This window comes from Mesorhizobium sp. M0601 (genome assembly GCF_040320845.1).
GTDB lineage: Bacteria > Pseudomonadota > Alphaproteobacteria > Rhizobiales > Rhizobiaceae > Mesorhizobium.
Map to the genome: position 1 here is coordinate 12237 of NZ_JAMYQK010000041.1, position 23225 is coordinate 35461.

At 62.4% G+C, this 23225-nt stretch carries 22 protein-coding genes and 1 pseudogene; 12 read left to right on the top strand and 11 right to left on the bottom strand.

Annotation, left to right across the window (positions count from 1 at the left end):
- Positions 1-182 precede the first annotated feature (182 nt).
- The 7 genes from NKI41_RS26945 (at position 183) to NKI41_RS26975 (ending at position 6407) form a co-directional block, all read left to right on the top strand.
- Positions 183-1499 (top strand): ABC transporter substrate-binding protein, encoded by a 1317-nt coding sequence (locus NKI41_RS26945; RefSeq protein ID WP_352448404.1) that lies wholly within the window; start codon positions 183-185, stop codon positions 1497-1499.
- A 74-nt stretch (positions 1500-1573) separates the two neighbouring features.
- Positions 1574-2479: a carbohydrate ABC transporter permease gene (locus tag NKI41_RS26950; protein ID WP_254816733.1), complete on the top strand. Its 906-nt coding sequence runs from the start codon at positions 1574-1576 to the stop codon at positions 2477-2479.
- 1 nt (position 2480) lies between these two features.
- Entirely contained in the window at positions 2481-3440 is a 960-nt protein-coding gene (locus tag NKI41_RS26955) for a carbohydrate ABC transporter permease (RefSeq protein ID WP_352448403.1), read from the top strand.
- Positions 3437-3658: a hypothetical protein gene (locus tag NKI41_RS26960; RefSeq protein ID WP_023675179.1), complete on the top strand. Its 222-nt coding sequence runs from the start codon at positions 3437-3439 to the stop codon at positions 3656-3658. The genes NKI41_RS26955 and NKI41_RS26960 overlap by 4 nt, the downstream gene beginning before the upstream one ends.
- A complete protein-coding gene (locus NKI41_RS26965; protein ID WP_352448402.1) occupies positions 3655-4758 on the top strand; it encodes an ABC transporter ATP-binding protein in 1104 nt (367 codons plus the stop codon). The genes NKI41_RS26960 and NKI41_RS26965 overlap by 4 nt, the downstream gene beginning before the upstream one ends.
- A complete protein-coding gene (locus tag NKI41_RS26970; protein ID WP_352448401.1) occupies positions 4758-5879 on the top strand; it encodes an ABC transporter ATP-binding protein in 1122 nt (373 codons plus the stop codon). Before NKI41_RS26965 ends, NKI41_RS26970 begins: the two co-directional genes overlap by 1 nt.
- 246 nt (positions 5880-6125) lie before the next feature.
- Positions 6126-6407, top strand: coding sequence for a hypothetical protein (locus NKI41_RS26975; protein WP_352448400.1), 282 nt, complete (start codon positions 6126-6128; stop codon positions 6405-6407).
- Between the two features lie 12 nt (positions 6408-6419).
- On the opposite strand, the gene NKI41_RS26980 is transcribed toward NKI41_RS26975, so the two are convergent.
- Positions 6420-7400 carry an AraC family transcriptional regulator gene (locus NKI41_RS26980; RefSeq protein ID WP_352448399.1) on the bottom strand — a complete coding sequence of 327 codons (981 nt, stop codon included), beginning with the start codon at positions 7398-7400 and terminating at the stop codon, positions 6420-6422.
- Between the two features lie 91 nt (positions 7401-7491).
- On the opposite strand from NKI41_RS26980, the gene NKI41_RS26985 reads away from it, so the two are divergent.
- Positions 7492-8715: an MFS transporter gene (locus NKI41_RS26985; protein WP_352685846.1), complete on the top strand. Its 1224-nt coding sequence runs from the start codon at positions 7492-7494 to the stop codon at positions 8713-8715.
- On the opposite strand, the gene NKI41_RS26990 is transcribed toward NKI41_RS26985, so the two are convergent.
- A complete protein-coding gene (locus tag NKI41_RS26990; protein WP_023675184.1) occupies positions 8712-9059 on the bottom strand; it encodes a GFA family protein in 348 nt (115 codons plus the stop codon). The genes NKI41_RS26985 and NKI41_RS26990 overlap by 4 nt on opposite strands.
- A 120-nt stretch (positions 9060-9179) precedes the next feature.
- Here NKI41_RS26990 and NKI41_RS26995 point away from each other — a divergent pair.
- Positions 9180-10476 (top strand): annotated as a pseudogene (locus tag NKI41_RS26995) (amidase).
- Between the two features lie 19 nt (positions 10477-10495).
- Here the strand turns inward: NKI41_RS26995 and NKI41_RS27000 are convergent.
- The 5 genes from NKI41_RS27000 to NKI41_RS27020 are packed head-to-tail and all read right to left on the bottom strand — an operon-like array spanning position 10496 to position 14733.
- Positions 10496-10879, bottom strand: a complete 384-nt coding sequence (locus tag NKI41_RS27000) for a DUF6748 domain-containing protein (protein WP_023675186.1) — start codon at positions 10877-10879, stop codon at positions 10496-10498.
- Between the two features lie 42 nt (positions 10880-10921).
- A complete protein-coding gene (locus NKI41_RS27005; protein ID WP_352677652.1) occupies positions 10922-11902 on the bottom strand; it encodes a hydroxyacid dehydrogenase in 981 nt (326 codons plus the stop codon).
- Position 11903: 1 nt separating this feature from the next.
- A complete protein-coding gene (locus NKI41_RS27010) occupies positions 11904-12620 on the bottom strand; it encodes a FadR/GntR family transcriptional regulator (protein ID WP_352685848.1) in 717 nt (238 codons plus the stop codon).
- 1 nt (position 12621) lies between these two features.
- Entirely contained in the window at positions 12622-13791 is a 1170-nt protein-coding gene (locus NKI41_RS27015) for a mandelate racemase/muconate lactonizing enzyme family protein (RefSeq protein WP_023675189.1), read from the bottom strand.
- Positions 13792-13845: 54 nt separating this feature from the next.
- Positions 13846-14733, bottom strand: coding sequence for a sugar phosphate isomerase/epimerase family protein (locus tag NKI41_RS27020; protein WP_023675190.1), 888 nt, complete (start codon positions 14731-14733; stop codon positions 13846-13848).
- 392 nt (positions 14734-15125) lie between these two features.
- On the opposite strand from NKI41_RS27020, the gene NKI41_RS27025 reads away from it, so the two are divergent.
- The 3 genes from NKI41_RS27025 to NKI41_RS27035 all read left to right on the top strand — a co-directional run bounded on the left by NKI41_RS27025 (position 15126) and on the right by NKI41_RS27035 (position 18604).
- Positions 15126-16181: a sugar phosphate isomerase/epimerase family protein gene (locus NKI41_RS27025; RefSeq protein WP_292661180.1), complete on the top strand. Its 1056-nt coding sequence runs from the start codon at positions 15126-15128 to the stop codon at positions 16179-16181.
- Positions 16182-16337: 156 nt separating this feature from the next.
- A complete protein-coding gene (locus NKI41_RS27030) occupies positions 16338-17525 on the top strand; it encodes a Gfo/Idh/MocA family protein (protein ID WP_352685850.1) in 1188 nt (395 codons plus the stop codon).
- 227 nt (positions 17526-17752) lie between these two features.
- A complete protein-coding gene (locus NKI41_RS27035; RefSeq protein ID WP_352474079.1) occupies positions 17753-18604 on the top strand; it encodes a sugar phosphate isomerase/epimerase family protein in 852 nt (283 codons plus the stop codon).
- Between the two features lie 24 nt (positions 18605-18628).
- Here the strand turns inward: NKI41_RS27035 and phnE (NKI41_RS27040) are convergent, their stop codons facing one another.
- The 4 genes from phnE (NKI41_RS27040) to phnC all read right to left on the bottom strand — a co-directional run bounded on the left by phnE (NKI41_RS27040) (position 18629) and on the right by phnC (position 23027).
- Positions 18629-19996 carry a phosphonate ABC transporter, permease protein PhnE gene (gene phnE / locus NKI41_RS27040; protein ID WP_352685852.1) on the bottom strand — a complete coding sequence of 456 codons (1368 nt, stop codon included), beginning with the start codon at positions 19994-19996 and terminating at the stop codon, positions 18629-18631.
- Positions 19997-20063: 67 nt separating this feature from the next.
- The gene (phnE, locus tag NKI41_RS27045; RefSeq protein WP_352685854.1) at positions 20064-21020 is read right to left on the bottom strand and encodes a phosphonate ABC transporter, permease protein PhnE; all 957 of its coding nucleotides are present in this window, start codon (positions 21018-21020) and stop codon (positions 20064-20066) included.
- Positions 21021-21179: 159 nt separating this feature from the next.
- A complete protein-coding gene (gene phnD / locus NKI41_RS27050; protein ID WP_352474085.1) occupies positions 21180-22088 on the bottom strand; it encodes a phosphonate ABC transporter substrate-binding protein in 909 nt (302 codons plus the stop codon).
- Between the two features lie 90 nt (positions 22089-22178).
- Positions 22179-23027 (bottom strand): phosphonate ABC transporter ATP-binding protein, encoded by an 849-nt coding sequence (phnC, locus tag NKI41_RS27055; RefSeq protein ID WP_352474086.1) that lies wholly within the window; start codon positions 23025-23027, stop codon positions 22179-22181.
- Between the last annotated feature and the right edge of the window lie 198 nt (positions 23028-23225).

Below are 23225 nucleotides of genomic sequence, written 5' to 3' on the forward strand. Positions count from 1 at the left end.
CTCTTAAATTGGTAATACCAGATCAGGACAAATAAAGCGGATCAAAGGTGAAGGCTGAGATCCGTTACGGTCGAGCGAGGAGGCTCACAGACCGAAGCGGTGCCGTCACGGGAGGACTACCAGGGCCGGCCTCGATGCCGGTTCTCATGAGCGGTAGAATGCGCACAAGGGAGGAAATCATTATGCGCAAGACAATGACCAGCTTGCTTGCTGGTATCGGCCTAGTGCTCGCCTGCGGAACGTCCGTCTACGCGCAGGAAAAGGAACTTACAATCTTCTGGGCGGAATGGGATCCGGCCAATTACCTGCAGGAACTCGGCAACGAGTACGAGAAGGAAACCGGCGTCAAGATCACGGTGGAAACCACACCGTGGCCCGACTTCCAGACCAAGGCCTTCACCGAGTTCAACGCCCATGGCGACGCCTACGATATGGTCGTCGGCGACTCGCAATGGCTCGGTGCCGGCTCGACCGGTGGCCACTATGTCGACCTGACCGACTTCTTCAACAAGCACAAGGTCGGTGAAGTGATGGCACCGGCCACGGTGAAATACTATGCCGAATATCCGGGCGGCAGCAGCAAGTACTGGGCCATTCCGCTCGAAGGCGACGCCGTCGGCTGGTCCTATCGCAAGGACTGGTTCGAAGACCCCAAGGAAAAGGAAGCCTTCAAGGCCAAGTATGGCTACGATCTCGACGTGCCGAAGGATTTCAAGGCGCTACGCGACATCGCCGAATTCTTCTACCGGCCGGACCAGAAAAAATACGGCATCGCCATCTACACCGACAATTCCTATGACGCGATGGCGATGGGCTTCGAAAACGCGCTGTTCTCCTTCGGCGGCGAGCTGGGTGACTATAAGACCTACAAGGTCGATGGCTTCATCAACTCCGACAAGGCGATCGCGGCGCTCGACGCCTACAAGGAACTCTACAAGTTCACGCCTCCGGGCTGGGCCAAGTCGTTCTTCGTCGAGGACAACCAGGCGATCACTGAAAACCTGGCCGCGATGAGCATGAACTACTTCGCGTTCTTCCCCTCGTTGATCAACGAGGCGTCGAACCCGAACGCCAAGAACACCGGCTTCTTCGCCAATCCAGCCGGACCTGGCGGCGACCAGTTCGCCGCACTCGGCGGTCAGGGCATCTCCATCGTTTCCTACTCGCAGAAGCAGGAAGAGGCGACGAAGTTCCTGGAATGGTTCATCAAGGACGAGACCCAGAAGAAATGGGCAGCGCTTGGCGGCTACACCTGCAGTGCCGCCGTGCTCAAGTCGCCCGAATTCCAGAACGCCACGCCCTACAACAAGGCGTTCTACGAGACCATGTTCAAGGTCAAGGACTTCTGGGCGGTTCCGGAATATGCGGAACTGCTGCAGCAGCTCAACCAGCGCATCTATCCTTACATGATCGGCGGCGAAGGCACCGCCAAGGAGACGCTGGACGCACTGGCAGCCGACTGGAACGCGACCTTCAAGAAATACGGCCGCGGCCAATAAGCATGAAGTTTCACGGAGGGGGCGTTCGTGCCTCCTCCGTTTCTTTTTCTGATTCTTGAACCGGGAGCAGGGTCTTGGCGACCACGATGATCACCACGCTGGACAGGTCCTCGCGGGCCGCCGCTCGCGGTCTAAGCGACATTTCGATCCGCAATCTCTTCATCATCCCGACGATCCTGTTTCTGATCGTCTTCAACATCTTCCCGCTGATCTATTCGCTGGGCTATTCGTTCACCGATTTCCGCGCCTCGACCAGCGCGGCGGCGAATTTCGTCGGGCTGCAAAACTATCGCGACCTGCTCAGCGATCCCTATGTCTGGTCCAACTTCGCCATCACCGCAAAATACGTCATCATCTCGGTCGCCGGCCAGCTGCTCGTCGGCTTCGGCGTGGCCATGCTGCTCAATCGCGACATTCCGCTCAAGGGCCTGCTGACGACGCTCCTGTTGTTGCCGATGATGCTGTCGATGGCCGTCGTCGGCCTGTTCTGGAAGCTGCTCTACGATCCGTCCTTCGGCATCATCAATTATGCGCTGGGCCTCGGCACCTTCGAATGGCTGTCGAATCCGAAAATGGCGCTCTATGCGGTTGCGCTTACCGACATCTGGATGTGGTCGCCCTTCGTCATGCTGTTGTCGCTGGCCGGCCTGTCGGCCGTGCCCAAGCATCTCTACGAGGCAGCCGCGATCGACAGGGCCGGGCCGTTCTACACCTTCTTCCGCATAACGCTGCCGCTGGTTGCGCCGATCCTGATGATCGCGGTCATCTTCCGCACCATGGAGGCGTTCAAGACCTTCGACCTCGCCTACATCCTGACCAGCCAGCCGACGGCCGAGCTGATCTCGATCCGGCTCTACAAGATGGCGTTCCAGGAATGGCAGACCGGGCGTTCCTGCGCGCTCGCCTACATCGTGCTGATCATGGTGCTGGCGATCACCAACATCTATGTCAAATACCTCAATAAGGTGAAGGAGCGCTGAGATGGCCGCAGTCCGCACTTCTTCCGAAATCACCTTCAACCGGGTCGCCATCGTCGCTGTCCTGCTGGTGACGATCATCTTCCTGGCGCCGATCTACTGGATCGCCTCGACGGCGTTCAAGCCGCGCAACCTCGCCACCACCATTCCGCCGACGGTGGTTTTCCAGCCGGAGATATCGCCCTTCGTCAAGTTGTTCACCAAGCGTTCGCAGCTGCGCAGCCCGCCGTCGCCGGAGGAGTACGCGGCTGCGCCGTGGTGGGAGCGCGTCGTCTTCAATGGGGGCGAAAAGATCGTGCGCGACGGCAAGGGCCAGGTGCAGTGGTCGGGCTATCCGAGCCGTTTCATGAACTCACTGATCGTTGCCATAACCTCGACCGTCCTGGCCGTCGGCATGGGCACCTTCACCGCCTATGGGTTCTCGCGCTTCAAGGTAAAAGGCGAGGCGGACCTACTGTTCTTCATCCTATCGACACGCATGCTGCCGCCGGTGGTCGTCGCCATTCCGATGTTCCTGATGTACCGGGCGGTCGGCCTCAACGATTCCCATATCGGCCTGATCATCCTTTACACCGCCTTCAACCTGTCCTTCTCGGTGTGGCTGATGAAAGGCTTCATGGACGAGATCCCCAAGGAGTATGAGGAGGCGGCCCTCGTCGACGGCTATACGCGCATGGAGGCCTTCTTCAAGATCGTGCTGCCCGAGGCCGCCACCGGCATCGCCGCCACCGCCGTGTTCTGCTTTATCACGGCGTGGAACGAATATGCCTTCGCACTGATCATGACCAGCCGCCGTGCCCAGACAGCACCGCCCTTCATCCCCAGCCAGATCGGTTCCGGCCTGCCGGACTGGACGGTGATTGCCGCCGGAACCTTCCTGTTCCTGCTGCCGGTCGCGATCTTCACCTTCCTGCTCCGCAACCACCTGTTGCGCGGCATGTCGTTTGGAGCGATCCGCAAATGAGCTTTCGCGACATCAACCAGAAATATCTCGAACCGGGCAGCCAGGTGCTGATGGTGCTCGGTATCATCGCGCTCTGCCAGCCGTGGAACATGCTGCTGCACAGCTATGGCGTGACCATCATCCTGATCGGCCTGATCGGCTTCAACATCACCTCCAAGATCGCGCCGGAGGAGAAGGCCGGCACCGGGCAAGGGGCAAATCCGGGGGCACAGCATTGACCCAGATCGAGCTTCGAGGCGTCCAGAAATATTTCGGCGCCGTCCAGGTCATCAAAGACCTCAACCTGAAGATCGACGACAACGAGTTCATCGTGCTGCTCGGCCAGTCGGGCTGCGGGAAGACGACGACGCTCAGGGCGATTGCCGGGCTGGAGACGATCGACGGCGGCGACATCCTCATCGACGGCAAGCCGGTCCAGCACCTCAAGGCCGCCGATCGCGATATCGCCATGGTCTTCCAGTCGTTCTCGCTCTATCCGCATATGAGCGTCTATGAGAACATCGCCTTTCCGCTCAGGGCGACGCGCAAGAGCAAGGCCGAGATCGACAGCGAGGTTCGCTCGGTCGCCAAGAAGCTGCAGATCAGCGATCTCCTCGCCAAGAAACCGTCGGCGCTGTCGGGCGGCGACATGCAGCGCGTGGCGATCGGCCGAGCCTTGGTGCGGCGGCCGAAGGCGATGCTGATGGACGAGCCGATCGGGGCGCTCGATGCCAAGCTGCGCGAGGAGATGCGGGCCGAGATCAAGCGGCTGCACATCAAGCAGGGCTCGACCAGCATCTACGTCACCCACGACCAGATCGAGGCGATGAGCCTCGCCGACCGCATCGTCATCATGCATGAAGGTGTGCTGCAGCAGGTCGGCTCGCCGGACGAGGTCTATTCGCATCCGGCGAATCTTTTCGTCGCGCAATTTGTAGGCAGCCCGGTGATGAACGTCGCCGACGCTTCGGTGACCGAGAAAGCCTCATCGGCCTCGGTCACGGTCGGCGATGCGGCCGCCGGTTTCGAATTCCCGCGCGCCTTGCTGTCGAAGCTCAACGGCCATGCCGGCAGCCAACTCGCGCTCGGCATCCGGCCGGAAGGCGTCCTCGTCCGCCGCGAAGCCGCCGAGGGATTCTTGCCGGTGGAGACGCAGATCGTCGAGCCGCTCGGGTCCTTCGACATCGTCGACCTCAAGGTCGGCTCCAAGATGCTGCGTGCGCGCACCAAGAGCGGCTTCATCGGCGGCCCCGGCGAAAGAGTCTTCGTCAGAATCGATCCCAGCCAGGCGCATTTCTTCGACACGGCGAGCGGCAAATCGCTGGGAGTGAGACTCTGATGGCCCACATCCAGCTCAAGAACATCTCGAAGAAATTCGGCAATCACACCGCCTTGACCGGGCTCGATCTCGACATCGCCGATGGCGAGTTCTTCGTCCTGCTTGGCGAGACCGGCGCCGGCAAGACGACGACGCTGCGCATGATTGCCGGCCTGGAAAAACCGAGCGAAGGCCAAGTCTTCATCGACGGCGTCGATGTCGCCGACTGGGGCGCGGCCGAGCGGGACGTGGCGCTGGTGCTGCAGCAATATTCGCTGTACCCGCGCTATACGGTGCGCCAGAACCTCGAATTTCCGCTGAAGCCGAAGATCCGCCGGCTGCCCGATGCCGAGATCAAGGATCGTGTCGACCGCGCGGCCAGGACGCTGAGGATCGAGCATCTGCTCGACCGCAAGACCGACAGGCTTTCAGGCGGCGAGATGCAGCGCGTCTCGATCGGTCGCGCCATCGTGCGCAAGCCGCGGGTATTCCTGATGGACGAGCCGTTGTCGGCGCTCGACGCCAAATTGCGCGAGGCGCTGCGCACCGAATTGAAGAACCTGCAGATGCAGCTTGGCGCCACCTTCCTGTTCGTGACGCATGATCAGATCGAGGCGATGTCGATGGGTGACAAGGTCGGCGTGCTCAACCATGGCCGCATCGTCCAGACCGGCACGCCGTACGAGATCTATAACAATCCGCGCGACACCTACGTGGCAAGCTTCGTCGGCTCGCCGCCGATGAACCTCATCGACGGCAAGCTCGTCAACGGACGTGCGGTGATGGCGCCGCTCAATTTCGAATTGCCGTTTGCGGGGGGTGCCAAGACTTCGGGGGGTGCCAAGACTTCGTGGGGGCTAAAGACGGGCGCGGCGACCGACGGTCGCCCGCTCGTCTTCGGTATTCGTCCCGAGGACGTCTATCTCGAGACCGGCGCGCCGGTCGAGGCGCGGGTCCATGACGTCGAGAACCATGGCGTCGAGAAGATCCTGACGCTGCGGGTCGGCGACGCCATGCTGCGCGCCACCGTGCCTGCGAGGACCGACGTCCAGATAGAGCAGCCGGTGCGCTTTGCCTGGAACCCGGACAAGGTGGTGCTGTTCGACAAGGGCAGCGGAATAAGCCTGCGTCACGCCGGCTAAGTACAAGCGTCTTTACTGCGCTAGAGCGGGATACGTTCAAAGTGAACCGTGCATGCCGCTCTATCCATGTGTTTTAGCCGCATTTGTGCGACGCCACGTGATTCCGCTTGGCTGCGAAATGCTCGAGTCTTCCCGTCATCCCCCGTACGGGGGATGCGGATGCTCCGATTTGTCGAATAGGCTGATCCTTTGGTCCCAAACGGGCTTTGCAAGCCCAATTTGGAGGCCCAAAATGGAGGGTTGGCTATGGGAAATCTGTTCCGCAGTTTTGCGACGATCCTGCTCGTCGCCGGTATGGGATTGTCGGCGGCGCATCTGGGCGAGGCGCAGGCAGCCAAGAAAGTTGTCGCCGGCGCGAAGGTCGACGCCAAGAAGATCAAGGACCTCAACGGCACGGTCAATCTGTCCACCAGCGACTGCAAGCTGTTGTTGAGCGGCACCGTCGTGGAAGTCTCGGATGGCAGGTGCGGGGCCTCCGGCAAATATTGCAAGAGCAGCGCCGGCTCGGCCTGCATCACCGAGCAATAAGCCGGCCAACGTTTAGCCGGCCTGGCGGATCTCCGCCTGTTCCTCGGCCCGGAAATGGCTGGGCGGCGATCCGATGACCCGTTTGAAGGCGCGGCTGAAGGAGGCGTCGGATTCGTAGCCGAGGCGCGCCGCGACGACGGAAATCTTGAGCCGGTCGCGGACCAGCCATTGCCTCGCCTGGTGCATCCGCACCTGCGTGACGTACTTTGCCGGTGTTTCGCCGACAATGGTTGCGAAGCGCTCGGCGAAACCTGATCGCGAGGCACCCATCATCTTCGCCAGAGCCTCCACCGTCCAGTCGCGGTTCGGTTCCAGATGGATCGCGGCCAGCACCCGGCCGATCTCGCGGTCCCTGACCGCCGCAATCCAACCGGAAGAGTCGCCGCAGCCGCGCTCGACCCATGAGCGGATGACGGTCGCGGCGAGCACATCGGCCAGCCGCGCCAGGATGCCGCCAGAGCCGACGCGCTCCATCGTCACCTCGCGGGCCATCGCTTCCAGCAAATGCGGGATACCTGGCTCATAGGCCTCCAACTCATGTGCGCGCATCACGTCCGGCATCATGCCGAGCAAGGGGTGCAAGCCATCGAGATTGAAATACATGCTGCCGAAAAACAGCAAGGTCCCCGGGCGGCAGCCGGGCATGCCGTCATTCGACATGCAATAGACACCCTTGCAGATTTCCTCGACATCATAGCCGTGGATCGGCGCCGCCTCGATACCCGGCTCGCTCGCCAGCGTGTGGGCTGAGCCGCGCGGCAACAAGGCAGCGTCGCCCGCCTTGAGCTCGACCCATTCACCGGACGGCTGCAGCAACCAGCAGCCTTGGCGGCCGATGAAATGAAACCGTGCCGCCGCCTGAGCCGGAAAATGGATGCCCCAGGGTTCCTTCATCTCGCAACGGCCGTAATCGACGCCTTCGAGACGCAATCCGCGCAATATGTCTGTCAGCGGATCGCCGGTGATTGGAATTTTGGACGAACGGTCAAGCATAATGGTGTTTCTAGCATGGAAACTCCAGACAGTCACTCCCTATGTTGCATTGCAGCCAAATGCTGCGCTGCAACCAGATCGGAGATCCCTCATGACCGAACCCGCGACAGGCGTCATGGACGCCGTTCTCGACCCATCGGAAACCGGCGAACGATCCGAGCCCGCATGGGGGGCGGTGGTCTCCCTGGCGCTCGGAGTCTTTGGCCTGGTGACCGCGGAATTTCTGCCTGCCAGCCTGCTGACGCCGCTTGCACAGGATCTCGGCATCACCGAAGGCGCCGCCGGGCAGGCGGTAACGGCCACCGCCGTCATTGGCGCGATTGCGGCGCCGACCATGGCTATTGTCACCAAGCGGCTGGACCGCAGGCTGGTCATGTGGGCGCTGACGGTGCTGCTTGTGCTGTCAAACCTGGTGGCCGCGTTTGCGTCCTCGCTTCCCGTTCTTCTGATTGCCCGCATCATGCTCGGGATCAGTCTTGGCGGCTTCTGGTCGATGTCGGCAGCCATGGCGATGCGGCTCGTTCCGATGCGGCTGATGCCGCGTGCCATGTCGATCATTCTCACCGGCGTTTCGGTGGCGACAGTCTGCGCGGCTCCGGTCGGCGCCTATGTCGGCGACATCTGGGGCTGGCGGACGGCGTTCATGATCGCCGCCGTGGTTGGTGCGCTGGCGCTGCTGGTGCAGGTGGCTACCATCCCGAAGCTGCCGCCTGCAGGTACGGCAGGTTTTCGTACGCTGCTGGAGGTGATGAAGCGGCCGATGATCAGGGTGGCGCTGCTGGTGGTGCTGCTGGTCGCCTCGGGACATTTTGCCGGCTTCACCTATGTCCGCCCGTTTCTCGAGAAGGTGCCCGCGCTGGACATCGAGACGATCTCGCTTGTGCTGCTCGCCTACGGCATTGGTGGCTTCTTCGGCAATTTTGCCGGCGGCTTCATTGCCGAACGCAGCCTCAAGGCAGCCGTCAGCCTGGCGCCCCTGCTGATCGCGTTTTCGGCGCTCCTGCTGCTGGTGGTCGGAGGTTCACCCGTCGTGGCTGCAATAGCAGTGGCCAGCTGGGGCTTTGCCTTCGGCGCCGTCCCAGTCGGGCTGCAGACCTGGCTGGTGCGGGCCGCCCCCGATCAGGCGGAAAGCGCCGGTGGGCTCATGGTTATGACGTTCCAGGTCGCCATCGCGTTGGGCGCCGTCTTCGGCGGCCTGCTGGTCGACAATATCGGCGTTGCCACCGCCTTCGCCTATTGCGCGGCGGCGACGTTGCTTGCGGCACTGGCGGCGTTCTTCCTTGGCCCCAAGCCGATCGACGACCCCAAGGCCTAAACGGAACGGCCGTCGAAGTCGAAGACCGGCACGGCGGCGACGTCCAACGCCTCGATGCAATTGATATTGATATAGGCACTTCGCCCGCTCCCTTCGCCGACATCCTCGGCGAAGGGGTGAATGCCGCAGCTGCGGCAGAAGCGGTGGGCGATGACATGGTTGCCGAAGCTGTAGCGGCCGAGATCATCGCCCCAGGCAAGCACCCGCATGCTCTCATGCGGAACTGCCCATAGCAGTGCACCCTTGCGCGAGCAGATCGAGCAATTGCACCGAACGGCTCCGGTCAGCTCGCCTTCGACCTCGAACGCGACCTTGCCGCAGTGGCAGCTGCCTTGGTAGAGCATCGGGCCTTCCTCCTTCGGTTCGACAGGTGCAAATCCGACCGTGCCGGGCTATGTCTCCTGCGGCCAGTTTCTGGCTACTACCTTAAGACGTTGCAAGCGCGCGGAGTCCGACACCGAAAAATGCAATCAGCCCGCGATCACCTCGAAGCAATTCTTTCGCCTCTTGCCGCTCGCGTCGACGATGAGAGGGTTTTCGTAAAGCTCTACCCGGAAGCCGCACGGGCGGCGGCGGACGCCACCGATGCGCGGCGAAAAGCCGGCGTCACGCTCGGGCCGCTCGATGGGGCGATCGTCTCGATCAAGGATCTGTTCGATGTCGCCGGCGAGCCGACCACGGCGGGCTCTCTGCTGCTCGCCAACGCAGCGCCGGCGCTGCGGGATGCCATTGTCGTGCAACAGTTGCGCCAGGCCGGCGCAATCATCCTCGGCAAGACCAACATGACCGAGTTCGCCTTTACTGCGATCGGCGTCAATCCCACATTATGGCACGCCCGGCAATGCTAGCGATGCCAGCCGTATTCCGGGCGGCTCCTCCTCAGGCGCCGGCGTTTCGGTGGGCGAAGGCACCAGCGAAATCTCCATCGGTTCCGATACCGGTGGTTCGGTGCGCATTCCGGCATCGCTGAATGGCGTCGTCGGTTTCAAGCCGACTGCGCGGCGCGTGCCGCTTGCGGGTGCGTTTCCGCTGTCAGCCACGCTGGACTCGATCGGTCCGCTGGCCCGCACCGTCGCCGAATGTGCGGCGGCCGATGCAGTGATGTCGGGCGAAAACCTGGCGGCACTGTTGCCGCTGCCGCTGGACGGCCTGCGCATCGGTATTGCGCGCGGCGTGCTGTTCGATGATACGCAGGAAGAGGTCGCGACGACGTTCGACCGGTGTCTGCGCAAGATAGAGCTTAGCGGCGCACGGCTTGTGGAGCTGTCGATCGACGACCTGCTTGCCGATCTGCGCGTGGCAACCCAACGCGCGTCGATCGCGGCGATGGAAGGGGCGGAGATCCATGCCGACTGGCTGGCGACGGGAGCGACGAGGCCGGTCGACCCGCGGGTAAGCGGGCCATTGTCGCGCGCCGCCGCCATTCCGGCCACGGTTTATATCAGGGCAATGCGCCGCCGCACGGCGCTGGCCGCCGCGATGGATGACCGGCTGGCGTCGGTCGACGTGCTGGCCCTGCCGACCACACCGGTGACGGCGCCGACGATCGTGTCGATGACCAGCGACGAGGCTCTGTGCAACAGGACGGAAGGCCTTCTGCTGCGCAACACGCAGGTCGCCAACCAGTTCGATCTATCAGCCATCTCGCTGCCGATGCCGGGAATGACGCGTCCGGCCGGGCTGATGCTGGTGGCGCGCAATGGCCATGACCACCACCTGCTGCGCATCGCAGCGGGCGTGGAGGGGCTGCTTGCAAATTGATCGGATAGCGCAGCGCGTGTCAGCGCGACGAGCAGTGGCCGCGTTCGCTGTCCTTGGCGGCGCGTTCGATGCTGGTGGCTACCAGCCAAGGCAGGGTGTACCGCTTGCCGTTGAAGGTCCGGGTGCGGTTCTCGATCGAGCCGACAACAACGACCTTGCCGGCATAGAGCTTGTCTGAAAGATCGAGCGCCTTGTCTTGCTGCGGCAGGCGATCGATGTCGATTGAAACGCCTTTGATGAGCTTCCCAGCAGCGAGGTCGAGTGCGCTGTTCGATGGACAGGGTGCCGCCACGCAGCGTATGCCGTTGTCGCAGAACACGTAGCTACCCTGTCCGTTGGCGAAGGCTTGCGCCGTCGCCACGCAGAAGCCGGCGGTCAGCAGGAATTTTGTGACGCTTGCCATGCCGGCACCATCGCCGGCGAATTCGGGAAAATTGGGGCGCTTTCAGAAATCGGCAGGGAACCGCCGCCGGTAGTGCTCGACCACTTCGGCGTTGCGCAGATTGACCGGCAATCTGTTGGCCAGCACCAGCAAGGCTTCGCCAGCCGCGCCGACGCCCATGCGCATCATCGACTGCTCGGTAATCCCAGCCATGTGCGGGGTGACGATGACGTTGTCGAAGCCGAAATAAGGATGGTTGGGCGGTAGCGGTTGTGTAGCAAAAACATCGAGCGCAGCGCCGCCGATGCGGCCCTTCTGCAAGGCCTCGATCAGCGCGTTGTCATCGATCACCGGCCCGCGCGAAACATTGATCAGCAGCGCATCCGGCTTCATCCGCTCAATGCGCTCGCGGCTGATCAGCCCCCGTGTTTCGGGCGTCAGCGGGCAGCACAGAACGATGATGTCGCTCTGCTCGATGAGTGCATCGATCGACAGGAAGCCGACCCTGTCCGGCGCCGGCCGCATGCTGCGCGTCGTCGCCACCACATTCAGATCGAACCCATGGGCGGCGATGTGGCCAACCGCCTGACCGATCGCGCCGAGGCCGACAATGCCGATCGTCTTGCCCGCTAGCTCGCTGGCCACCACCGTGTGTTCGCGGCCCGCCAGCCAGCCCTTCGCACGCAAGTCGCGGTCCAACACACGGAAGCGCCTAAGTAGCGCCAGCGCCGCGAACATCACATATTCGGCGACAGATCGCGCGTTCACCCCCGGCACGTTCGCCACCAGCACGCCGGCCGCATTGGCCGCTTCCATCGGTACCATGTCCAGCCCGGCGCCGTGGCGGATCGCGGCCCTGAGCTTCTTCGCGCCTTCGAAAAGCGCCGCAGGCAAGGGAGCGCGAACGATGATGACATCGGCGTTCCTCGCCTCGGCGGCCAGCGTGGCCGCATCGAGGGCGGAAGCAACGACGAGTTCGCCGGCCCCGGTCAGCATGGAAGCGGCACGAGGGTGCAGTCTGTGTGTTGACAGGATCTTGGGCATTTCAGGCCCTTTCGAGCGCAGGGCTTTCCGGTTCCGCCCCACGCCCCTCGATCAGCCCCTTCCAGTAGCTTTCCGCGCCTTGCAGGTGGGCGCTCATCAGCGCCTGGGCGAGATTGCCGTCGCGGCGCAGCAGCGCCTCGTAGATCTGGATATGCTCGGCATGGGAGCGCACGCTGCGTTCGGGATCGTTGAAATAGATCGGCAGGCGCAGCTCACCCATCATGTAGTAGACGCTGCAGATATTGTGGAAGACGCTGTTCTTGGTCGCCCGCACGATCTCGAGGTGGAACTCGCGGTCTTCCCGGGCAAGCCCTTCACCGGCGGCGATGCGATCCTCGGAGGCCTTCAGGATCTCGCGCAGCCGCTCGAAATTCTCCTCGGTGGCGCGTGAACAGGCAAGTTCGGCGGCCTTGATCTCGTGGATCTTGCGCAACTCGACCGTCTCGTAGATCTGGACGGGATCGAGCGGCAGGCCGGCGCGGGCGAACAGCGCCATCGCCTCGACGCTCGCCTGCTTCGTATCGATGTAGATGCCGGATTTCGCCCGTCGCTCGACGATGCGCATGGCCTCGAGAATGGCCAGCGCCTCGCGGATCTGGCCGCGGCTGACGCTGAAATGCTCTGCCAGTTCGCGCTCCGACGGCGTGCGGCCCGTCTCCTTGTCCGAATGGGAGAACAGATAGGCGGCGAGTTCCGCGAGAAGGTTCTTTTCTTTCATGTCAGCCGTGTTGCGCGTGCGCCTCCAGGAACCGCTCCGAAATGGTGAATCCCAGCCCGGGTCTATCAGGGATCGCTACCATACCGTCCTTTGCTTCGACAGTCTCTTCGATCAGATCGTGGATCATCGGGTTGGCGCCGAGCGAATATTCGACGGTGAAGCTCGCCGGTGAAGCAGCGCAGACATGCAGCCCGGCAAAGAAGCAGGGCGCGCCGGCCCAAAGATGCGGCGCAAAGCGCAGATTGAAGGCGCTGGCGATGGTGCCGATCTTCATCGCCTCGCTGATGCCACCGCAAAAGGCCGGATCCGGCTGGAATATATCGGCGGATTTGAGCACGGCGAGGTCGCGGAAGGCATAGCGCGTCGCCTCACTTTCGCCGGTGGCGATCGGGATCGAACCGCAGGCGCGCACCTCGGCCATGCCGGGCTTGTCGTCGGCGATCACCGGCTCCTCGAACCAGGCGAGATCGAGGTCGCCGGCGAGATGGATAAAGCGCTTGGCTTCGGCCACCGTGTAGGTGCCGTGCGCGTCGACCATCAGGTCGATATCGGGACCGAGCGCCTGTCTGGCGGCACGGACGCGAGCGGCCGAGATATGTGGGGCGCCGTCCATGGCGCCGACGCGCATCTTCAGCGCCTTGAAACCGCCCTTGGTGATGTAGGACTGCAGCTGGTCGCCGATGGCTTCCGCAGTAGCCCAACCGCCGGAAGCATAGGCCGGCATGCGGTCCAGCTTGCGGCCGCCGAGCAGCCGCCAGACCGGAACGCCGAGCGATTTGCCAAGAATGTCCCACAATGCGATGTCGACGGCGCTGATAGCGGCGATGCTCATGCCGCGTCGCGCCAATTGCGGCATGGCGTGGCCGGCGCGAGCGGCGCTGTCGTGGCGCGTGCCATTATAGAGCATCTCCCATATGACGCCGATGTCAGCCGGGTCGCGGCCGACCAACTGCGGGCCGACCTCGTAATTCAGCAAATGGACAAGGGCGCCGTAGCTGCCGGCGCTGCCGGCGGCATTCTTGCCCTCGCCCCAGCCGACCAGCCCGTCGTCGGTCTCGATGCGCAGGATGGCGGCGTCGAACGTCGCCACCTGACCGAAGTCGCTGCGGTGCTGCTTCGCGGCTTCGATCGGTATGCGGACCCACCAGGCTTGGACCGTCTTGATGCGCATGTTCATCCTCGGCCCGGCCGCGGTGAGGCGGAAGGGCTTTTCCAAACGGCTCGGCTACTTGATCAGCGGCAGCAGCGTTTCCGCGTTGATGCGCATCTGGTCGGTGTAGAATTTCTCCGTGAGCACGCTGGAGCCATGGTCCTGAATGAATTTCAGCTGCTCCGGCGAGATGTCGACGGGGTTGCGTTCGACCATGTCGGGATAGGGGGCAGCCGGCGTGCGGTCGACGGGGGCGACGAACTCATTGGTCAGCGCGCCGTCATAGCCGATCTCCTTCAGCGTGCCGACGATCTTCGGCCAGTCGATCTGCCCGAGGCCGGCGGCGAAGCGGTTGTTGTCGGCGACATGGAAGTCGTACAGGCGCTTGCCGACCTGCCGGATGGCGTCGTAGACGTTAAATTCTTCCATGTGGATGTGGTAGGCGTCGAGGCAGACGCCGCATTCGGGACTGACCGCATCGGCCAGCGCCAGTGCCTGGGCGCCGCGGTTGAACAGATAGGTCTCGAAGCGGTTGAGCGGCTCGACCGCGATCTTGACGCCGACCTTCTTGGCGTGGGTGAAGCATTCCCGGGTGGCGTCGACCACCCATTTCCACTCCTCTTCCTCGGTGCCGTCCGGCACCACCTTGCCGACGGTGGCCGGAACCAGCGTGATGATCTCGCCATCAAGTTCGCTGACCATGGTCAGCACGTCCTTGACATACTGCACCGAGCGCTCGCGTTGGCCCTGGTCCTTGGCGGCGAGATTGCGCTCGCCCAGCATCAGCGTCACCGCTCCCCAGCAGCGAATGCCGTACTCGTTCAACAGTGCGCGCGTCTCCTTAGGCTTGTACTGTTCGGGTTCGCCGGAGATCTCGATCGACTCGTAGCCGAATTTCTTGATGCGCTTGAGCGTCGTTTCCAGCGGCTCCGCCCGCATCCAATTGTGCGTCGAAAGATGCATGGTCTATCCTTCCCAGAATCGTCTGTACCAGTTCGCCTGCGGCGCACTCTGCCGAAGCGTGTCGCATGATTCCTCCCCAAGGCGTCCCAGCATTTTTGGCAAACTGGTTCGACCAATTGGGCCTGATGGGAGGTCTACAGTAATTTTATCTGGACGGCAAGAACTGCTGTCATCAAGCGTTGGTTCCTAGCTAGACCATTGATTATGCTTAAACATGTGGCCTAACTCGGCATGGTTGCAGGACCGTCGCAGCGCGTCAAATGGCTTGACCAGATTTCGGCATTTGGTAATACCAGAATAGCAGCGCTGAGCGCGCTGTGCAAAGAGACCAAAGACGCTGGCCCTGTTTTCAATCGGCGCTATGCTTGGTCGTGAAACATAGGGAGATGCCGATGCCGACGACGATGAAGGGGCCTGGTCTGTTCCTGGCGCAGTTTGCGGGCGATGCCGCGCCGTTCAATTCGCTGGCCTCGATCACCAAATGGGCGGCTGGTCTGGGCTACAAGGGCGTGCAGATCCCAACATGGGACGCCCGATTGTTCGATCTCGAGAAGGCAGCCTCCTCCAAGGCCTATTGCGACGAGGTGAAGGGCATCTGCGCCGATGCCGGCGTCGAAATCACCGAACTGTCGACGCATCTGCAGGGGCAACTGGTGGCGGTGCATCCCGCCTATGACGCGCAGTTCGACGGCTTTGCGCCGGCTGCGGTGCACAACAATCCAAAAGCCAGGCAGCAATGGGCGGTCGAACAGATGAAGTTCGCCGCCAAGGCGTCGAAGAATCTCGGGCTCAAGGCGTCGGTGTCGTTTTGCGGAGCGTTGGCCTTCCCATACCTCTACCCCTGGCCGCAGCGGCCGGCGGGATTGATCGAGGAAGCGTTTGCCGAACTCGGCAAGCGCTGGAAGCCGATCCTCGACGTTTATGACGAGAACGGCGTCGATGTCGGCTACGAAATCCATCCGGGCGAGGACGTGTTCGACGGCGCGACATTCGAGATGTTCCTCGATGCGGTCGGCGGCCATAAGCGCTGCAACATCAACTACGACCCGTCGCACTTCCTGCTGCAGCAGCTCGATTATCTCGAATTCATCGACATCTACCACGAGCGGATCAAGGCGTTCCACGTCAAGGATGCCGAGTTCAATCCGACCGGGCGGCAAGGTGTCTATTCCGGTTACCAGAGCTGGACCAACCGTGCCGGGCGTTTTCGCTCGCTCGGTGACGGGCAGGTGGATTTCGGCGGCATCTTCTCCAAGCTCACCCAATACAATTACGATTCATGGGCGGTGCTGGAATGGGAATGCTGCCTCAAGCACCCGGAGGATGGTGCTGCCGAAGGCGCTCCCTTCATCCAGCACCACATCATCAGGGTGACGGAAAAAGCATTCGACGACTTCGCCGGCGGCACGACCGATAAAAAGGTGCTGCGCGGCATGATGGGGATCTAGCACAGATATCCCTCCCCCTCGAGGGGAGGGTCGATCCACGCAGCGGATCGGGGTGGGGTCGCTGGGCGTAGAGCTCGGCATGAACCAACCCCACCCGGCCCTGCGGGCCACCTTCCCCTCAAGCGGAGGGGTATTTCAGTGACGAGGGAGAAAATCATGGTTGGCGCATCGAAGACGGAAACGGGAGGCGGTCCGATCCGTTACGGCATGGTTGGCGGCGGACAAGGCGCCTTTATCGGCGCGGTGCATCGCATCGCGGCGCGCATTGATAACGAGTTCGTGCTGGTTGCCGGCGCCTTGTCGTCGAATCCGGAGCGCGCCAAGGCCTCGGCGGCCGAGCTTGGGCTCGATCCGGCGCGCAGCTACGGCTCCTATGCCGAGATGGCCAAGGCCGAGGCCGAGCGGCCGGACGGCATCGAGGCGGTGGCCATCGTCACGCCGAACAATGTGCACGTGCCGGCAGCCAAGGCTTTTCTCGAGGCCGGCATCCATGTCATCTGCGACAAGCCGCTGGCGACGTCGCTGGCCGAGGCGAAGAGGTTGGCCGCGCTGGTCGAAAAGACCGGCAAGGTGTTCGTGCTGACGCATAACTACACCGCCTATCCGATGGTGCGGCAGGCACGCGAGATGGTGGCCAAGGGACAGCTCGGCGACATCCGCATCGTGCAGTCGGAATATCCGCAGGACTGGCTGACCGAAGACCTGGCCGCCACCGGCCAGAAGCAGGCTGCGTGGCGCTCTGACCCGAAGCAGGCGGGTGCCGGCGGTGCGCTGGGCGATATCGGCACGCATGCCTACAACCTTGCCCGTTTCGTCTCCGGGCTGGAGCTCGATTCGTTGTCGGCCGATCTCGATGCCTTCGTGCCGGGGAGGCTGCTCGACGACAACATCAATGTGCTGCTGCGCTTCAAGCCGGTCGGCGGGTCGCACCCGGCCAAGGGAATGATCTGGGCAAGCCAGGTGGCGCCCGGCCACGAGAACGGGTTGAAATTGCGCATCTACGGCTCGAAGGGCGGCCTCGAATGGGTGCAGGCCGACCCGAACTATCTCTGGTACACGCCGTTCGGCCAGCCGAAGCAGTTGATTACCCGTAATGGCGCCGGCGCGCTCCCCGTCGCCGGGCGCGTCAGCCGCGTTCCGCCAGGGCATCCGGAAGGCTATCTCGAAGGTTTCGCCAACATCTATCAGGAAGCCGCGCGGGCTATTCGTGCAGCGCGCCGGAAGGGCGGCAAGCCGGCTAAGGATGTCGTCTTCCCAACCGTGCAGGACGGCGTCGAGGGCATGGCCTTCATCGAGGCCTGCGTGAAGTCGTCGAAGAAGAACGGAGCGTGGACGAAGCTTTAATCGCTGCGCCCGGTTAATGGGAAGTCCCCGTCACCCGGATTGCCAGCCGAATTGCAAGGCAATTCGGGGCAATCCGACCTTTCCTCGTGGGGAGAGGAGATCGTTGGCGCTGGCGTTCACCTCTTTTCCCCGGCGGGGAGAAGGTGGCCACGAAGCGGCCGGATGAGGGGGCTTGTGGCGAAGTCGCCGGAGGAGCAAGCCCGGCCGTAAAAAGGGGAGGGGCGTCGATGAAAATCGGCATGTGCATGTTGTTGTGGACGACCAGTGTCTCGAAAAAACACGAGCCGTTGTTGAGGGACATCAAGGCGACCGGCTTCGACGGCGTCGAGATACCGGTCTTCTCCGGCACGCCGGACAACTACAGGAAACTCGGCGAGCTGCTCGACCGTATCGGGCTGCAACGCACCGCCGTCTCGGCGATGGGCGATCCGGCGATGAATTTGATCTCGCCGGATGCCTCGACGCGCAAGGCCGGTATCGACTACATGAAATCGGCGATCGACTGCGCTCAGGCGCTTGGCGCGAACACGTTGAGCGGCCCGCTCCATTCGACACTCGGGGTCTTCTCCGGCAGCGGGCCGACGGCGGCCGAGAAAAAACGTTCGGTCGCTTCGCAGCGCGTCATCGGTGACCATGCCGGCAACAAGGGTGTCACCATCGGGCTGGAGGCGCTCAACCGCTTCGAATGCTATCTGCTCAACACGATGGACGATTTGTCGGCGCATATCGACACGATCGACCGGCCGCACATCAAGGCGATGTACGACACGTTCCATGCCAACATCGAAGAGGCTGACCCGATCGGGGCCTATACGCGCAACCGCAAGAACATCGTCCATATCCACATTTCGGAGAACGATCGCGGCGTGCCGGGCCGCGGCCACGTCCCTTGGAAAGAGACGTTCTCTGCCATCCGCAAGAGCGGTTATGACGATTGGCTGACGATCGAGGCGTTCGGCCGCTCGCTGAAGGATCTGGCCGCGGCCACCAAGGTGTGGCGCGACTTTTCCGAAGGCCCGGAAGCCGTCTACCGCGACGGCTACAGGCATATCAGGAATGGATGGAGGAAGGCGCCCTAACCGCACGCCTGCGCAACGCCTCTGTCAGCCCTGGCCGGCCTGGATCCGGTTGTAGTCGTGGATCGTCCTGCTCAAGCGGCGGCGCAGGAAATTGGAAATGTTGTCGAAGATGAAAACGACGAGCAGGACCAAGAGCACCATGTAGAAGACATTGGCCCAGTTGGAATTGGTGCGCATCGCCTCCCAGAGCTTCAGGCCGATACCACCGGCACCGACGGCGCCGATGATCGTCGCGCCCCTGGTGTTGGATTCCCACTGATAGAGTGTCTGGCTGATGAAGACCGGGATCACTTCCGGCAGCACGCCATAGCGCTGCACCAGCAAGCCGTTGGCGCCGGTCGACTGGATGCCCTCGCGTGGCTTGTCGTCGATGTTCTCGAGGCCCTCCGAATAGACTTTGCCGAGCGTGCCGATCTCGGTGAAGAAAATCGCGGCGCTGCCGGCAAGCGGGCCCGGGCCGAAGGCGCGGGTGAAGAACAGCGCCCAGATCAGCATGTCGACCGAACGCATGAAATCGAAGAACCGCTTTAGCACCTGGCTAAGCAGGCCGCTCGGGGTGATGTTGCGGGCGGCGAAGAAGGCGAGCGGGAAGGCAACGATGCCGCCGAGCAAGGTGCCGAGAAACGCCATGACGATGGTCTGGAACAGCTTCGTCCAGACGTCGCCATGCTGCCATTGGGCGTTGTTCCAGATATTGTCGGCGGCCAGCGCAATGTTTGATGTGCCCGGCTTGAGCTGGGGTCCGGACATCAGCAACGAGACCACCTCGCCGGGCGACTTGCCGAAGAAGGGCGAGCGTGTGTCGAAGACGAAATTCGCCCAGCCGAGGAAGCGTTTGCGGATCTTGACGCGATCGACGGTTATGCGGACCTCGCCGGCAAAGCCCATCCTGGCGACGATCTCATCGTCATGCGCGGTGATCCACTCCGGCACCGGGCCGGATATTACGGGTTTGCCGCTGGTCAACGACATCGGCACCGCCTGGCCATTGGCGACAAGCGTCGCTTCGGCCTTGTCGAAGGTGACCGATTTGGCCCGGCCGTCGATCAGGACGGTGTAGGAGCCGTTGGCGTTGGTGATGACCCAATCGGGATGCGGGTCTTCGCCGAGCGCCGAAAAACGCGGGTATCTGGGTGTGATCTGAGGCTGGTCGAGACGGAATTCCGGCTGCAGATCGTAGCTGATCCATTGCGTCAGGAAGAGCGGCAGGCGCTCCCAGTGCGATTCCCTCAGCACTTGCGGCAGGCTGAAGAACCACAAGGCGTAGAGGAGATAGAGCAGGATGCCGGTGAACAGGACCAGCGGGCCGAAGCGTTTGTACAAGGGCCGCCGGAACACTTGGGGAAAGCGCTCCTCGATCGACCGCATCTCATCGGCGGTCATTGCGGCCATGGGCCGTCTTCTTGTTGATTTGCCATGATCTTTTCCAAAAACCGGAATCCACTTTTTGGGATCATGGTCAGGCACCCATCATGAATGCCTGCTCGCCGACGAGCTTGCGGCGTAGCCAGGCGGAAAACTGGTCGACGAGGAAGATCGTCGTGAACAGCAGCAGCACCAATGCCAGCGTCTTGGCGCCGAAGCCGCGCGAGATGGAGAGCTTCAGTTCCTCGCCGATGCCGCCACCGCCGACCGCGCCGATAATGGTCGAGATACGCACATTGATCTCGATCCTGAGCAGCGTGTAGGACATGAAATTGGGCAGCACTTGCGGCAGGCCGGCAAAGCGCACGCGCTCGAACCAGTTGGCGCCGACCGCGCGCAGGCCTTCTTCGGCGCGCATGTCGATGTTTTCGTTGATCTCGTAGAAGAGCTTGCCGAGGGCGCCGATGGAATGCAGGCCGATGGCGATAACGGCTGCGACCGGGCCGGTCGAGAGGATGGCTGCGAACAGGCCGGCAATGACGATCTCGGGGAAGGCGCGAAGCAGTTCCATGAAGCGCTTGACGACGAGCCTGAGCACCGGACTCGGCGTCAAGTTGCGCGCGGCGATGAAGGAAAAGGGCACCGCAAAGACAAAGCCGATGAAAGTGGAAACCAGCGCCACGTTAAGCGTGGTGAGCATCAGCTCGAAATATTCGGGTAGATAAAAGCCGCCCCAGAGATAGACGCGGCCAAGCGGGAAGTTGAACTCTTGGCTGCCCTTGTCGTGCGGCGATGTGATGTCGAACAGCGCCCGCCAGACGTCGTTCCAGTCCTTGGGAACAAGCCAACTAAGGAAATCCAGTATGTGCGGCAGCCGATCGAAGAAATGTCCGGCATTGGCCTCGTCGGCGAACCACATGGCTGTGCACATGGCGACAAGCAGTGAGCCGATGCCGAGCGCCGTGTAGAACCGTCGCAAGGACGTCTGGCGTCGCCAGGCGTCTGCTGCCTGCCGGACCGCGTCTGAACGAATTGTAGCGGCGAAGGTCATACGGGGTCACGAGCGGACACACAAAAAGGGCGGCGACCGCATCGGCCCGAAAGTCGACTTTCGGAAAGCACGATGCGGCATCTAAGTGTTAGAGCGTACTTTGTGCGTCCAAGTGGACGCACGTCGCTCTAATGGACGCCGTCCTTTTCGAAATTGTCGTCAGCCGCCGATCGCGGCTTTGCGGGCTTCGACGATGACGCTGTAGAAGTCCGGCTTCACCGGAACATAGCCGGTGAAATCGCCGCCTTCGATGGCCTCGAAGCAAGGCTTGTCCTTGGCCGGCAGGCCGGTGAAGAAGTTGGCGAGCTTGGCGCTCATGTCGCCGCCGAGTGCGGTGCGCACGACCAGCGGGCCGTTCGGGATCAAGCCGGAGCGCCAGACTTCAACGAAATCGTTGGGGTCCACGGCGCCCTTGGCGACTTCCTTGTGGAAGGTGCCGGAGGTGTAGCCGTTCTTGAAGTCGCCGATGCCCGAGGAGTCGTCAACCGCAACATCGACCTTGCCGTCGCGAACCGCGAGAAGGTTGTTCTCGTGGCCGCCATTGAACTGGGTCGAGGCGAAGAAGGTTTCGTTCGAAGCGCCGGTGTCCTTCGGGATCTGGGTCAGCGGGATCAGGTAGCCGGAGGTCGAATCCGGGTCGGCATAGCCGAGCTTCTTGCCCTTGGCCGACTTGATGTCGGTGATGCCGGACGACTTCAGCGCAAGGCCGATCGAATAATAGCCGGTCGCGCCGTCGGTCTGCTGGGTGGTGAGGATCGGGGTCACGGCGTTCGGATCCTTGAGGTAGACGCTGGCATAGCCCGACGCGCCAAGCTCTGCGAAATCGAGCGTGCCGCCGAGCAGGCCCTGGATAACGCCGTCATAGTCGGCGGCCGGGAACAGCGAGACCTTCTCGAAGCCGAATTCGGACTTCAGGTGATCGGCGAGGCACTGAAAGTTGCGCAGCCGGTCCGCTTCGTTTTCACCGCCAAGGATGCCGATGCGGAATTCCTTGATATCCTGGGCGTGAGCGGCGCTTGCCGCGATGGCGAGCAATGAAACGGCGCCAAAAACCATCTTCCTGAACATTATCTCTCTCCTGTTGGTCCCGGCCTCGCGCCGGTAGCGTTCGAATTTTTTGACAGGTGCCTTTGACGCGGGCGGGCGATCAGGCCGTTCTCAATATCCCGGGAATGCGGGCTCGAGCGGTCCGGCGGATGCAGCGATTTTCTGTTTGATGGCGACACTGGTGGAGGTGATGGCCTCGGAGATTTCGCCGCCATTGCTGTCGGCGCCGTAGACCATGCGCACGGCCTCGCGGTTGAGGGCTTCAGGCGGGCCGTCGAAGACGACCTTGCCGGCGGCCATGCCGATGATGCGGTTGCAGTAGGTGCGGGCCGTATCCAGCGTATGCAGATTTGTGATGACGGTGATGCCCTCGCGCAAATTGATATCCTGCAGCGAATCCATCACCACCTTGGCGTTGAGCGGATCGAGCGAGGCAATCGGCTCATCCGCCAGCAACACCTTCGGCTGCTGCATCATGGCGCGCGCAATCGCAACGCGCTGCTGCTGGCCGCCGGAAAGCGTGCCGGCCGGCTGCAGGGCGGTGCGGGCGATGTCGAGGCGCTCGAGGGCTGCAACCGCCTCGGCGCATTCACCGCGGGAGAACATGCCAAATAGGTTGGACACGGTCGAACGGTGATTGAGCCGGCCGAGCAGCACATTGGTCAGCACATCGAGGCGCGGCACCAGGTTGAACTGCTGGAAGATCATGGCGCAGTCGCGCTGCCATCGCCGGAGCGGTGAGCCGCGCAACCCGGAGACCTCGACGCCGTTGAACAGGATGGAGCCCTGGCTGGGATCGATGAGGCGGTTAATCATGCGCAGCAGCGTCGATTTGCCGGCGCCGGAGCGGCCAATGATGCCGACCATCTGGCCTTGCGGAATCGCGATGTGAACATTGCTGACGGCGGTGTTCTTGCCGAACCGGCGGGTGACGCCGCGGATTTCGAGCGTAGCTGACATGGTGCAGGCTCCAGTCCAATCGCAATTGAAGGTCTGTTTACCCTGGCTAGCGCAGCCGCATGAACCTGCGGTGTCGGAACGATGTCAGTTTTGTTACTGCCCACAGCCTGGAGCGGGGCGGGATCAACTCGGCGCGAGAAGCTCGAATGGTGAATGGTGATAAGAACGGCTTCCCTGAGCCTCGAAACCTGTCCGCTG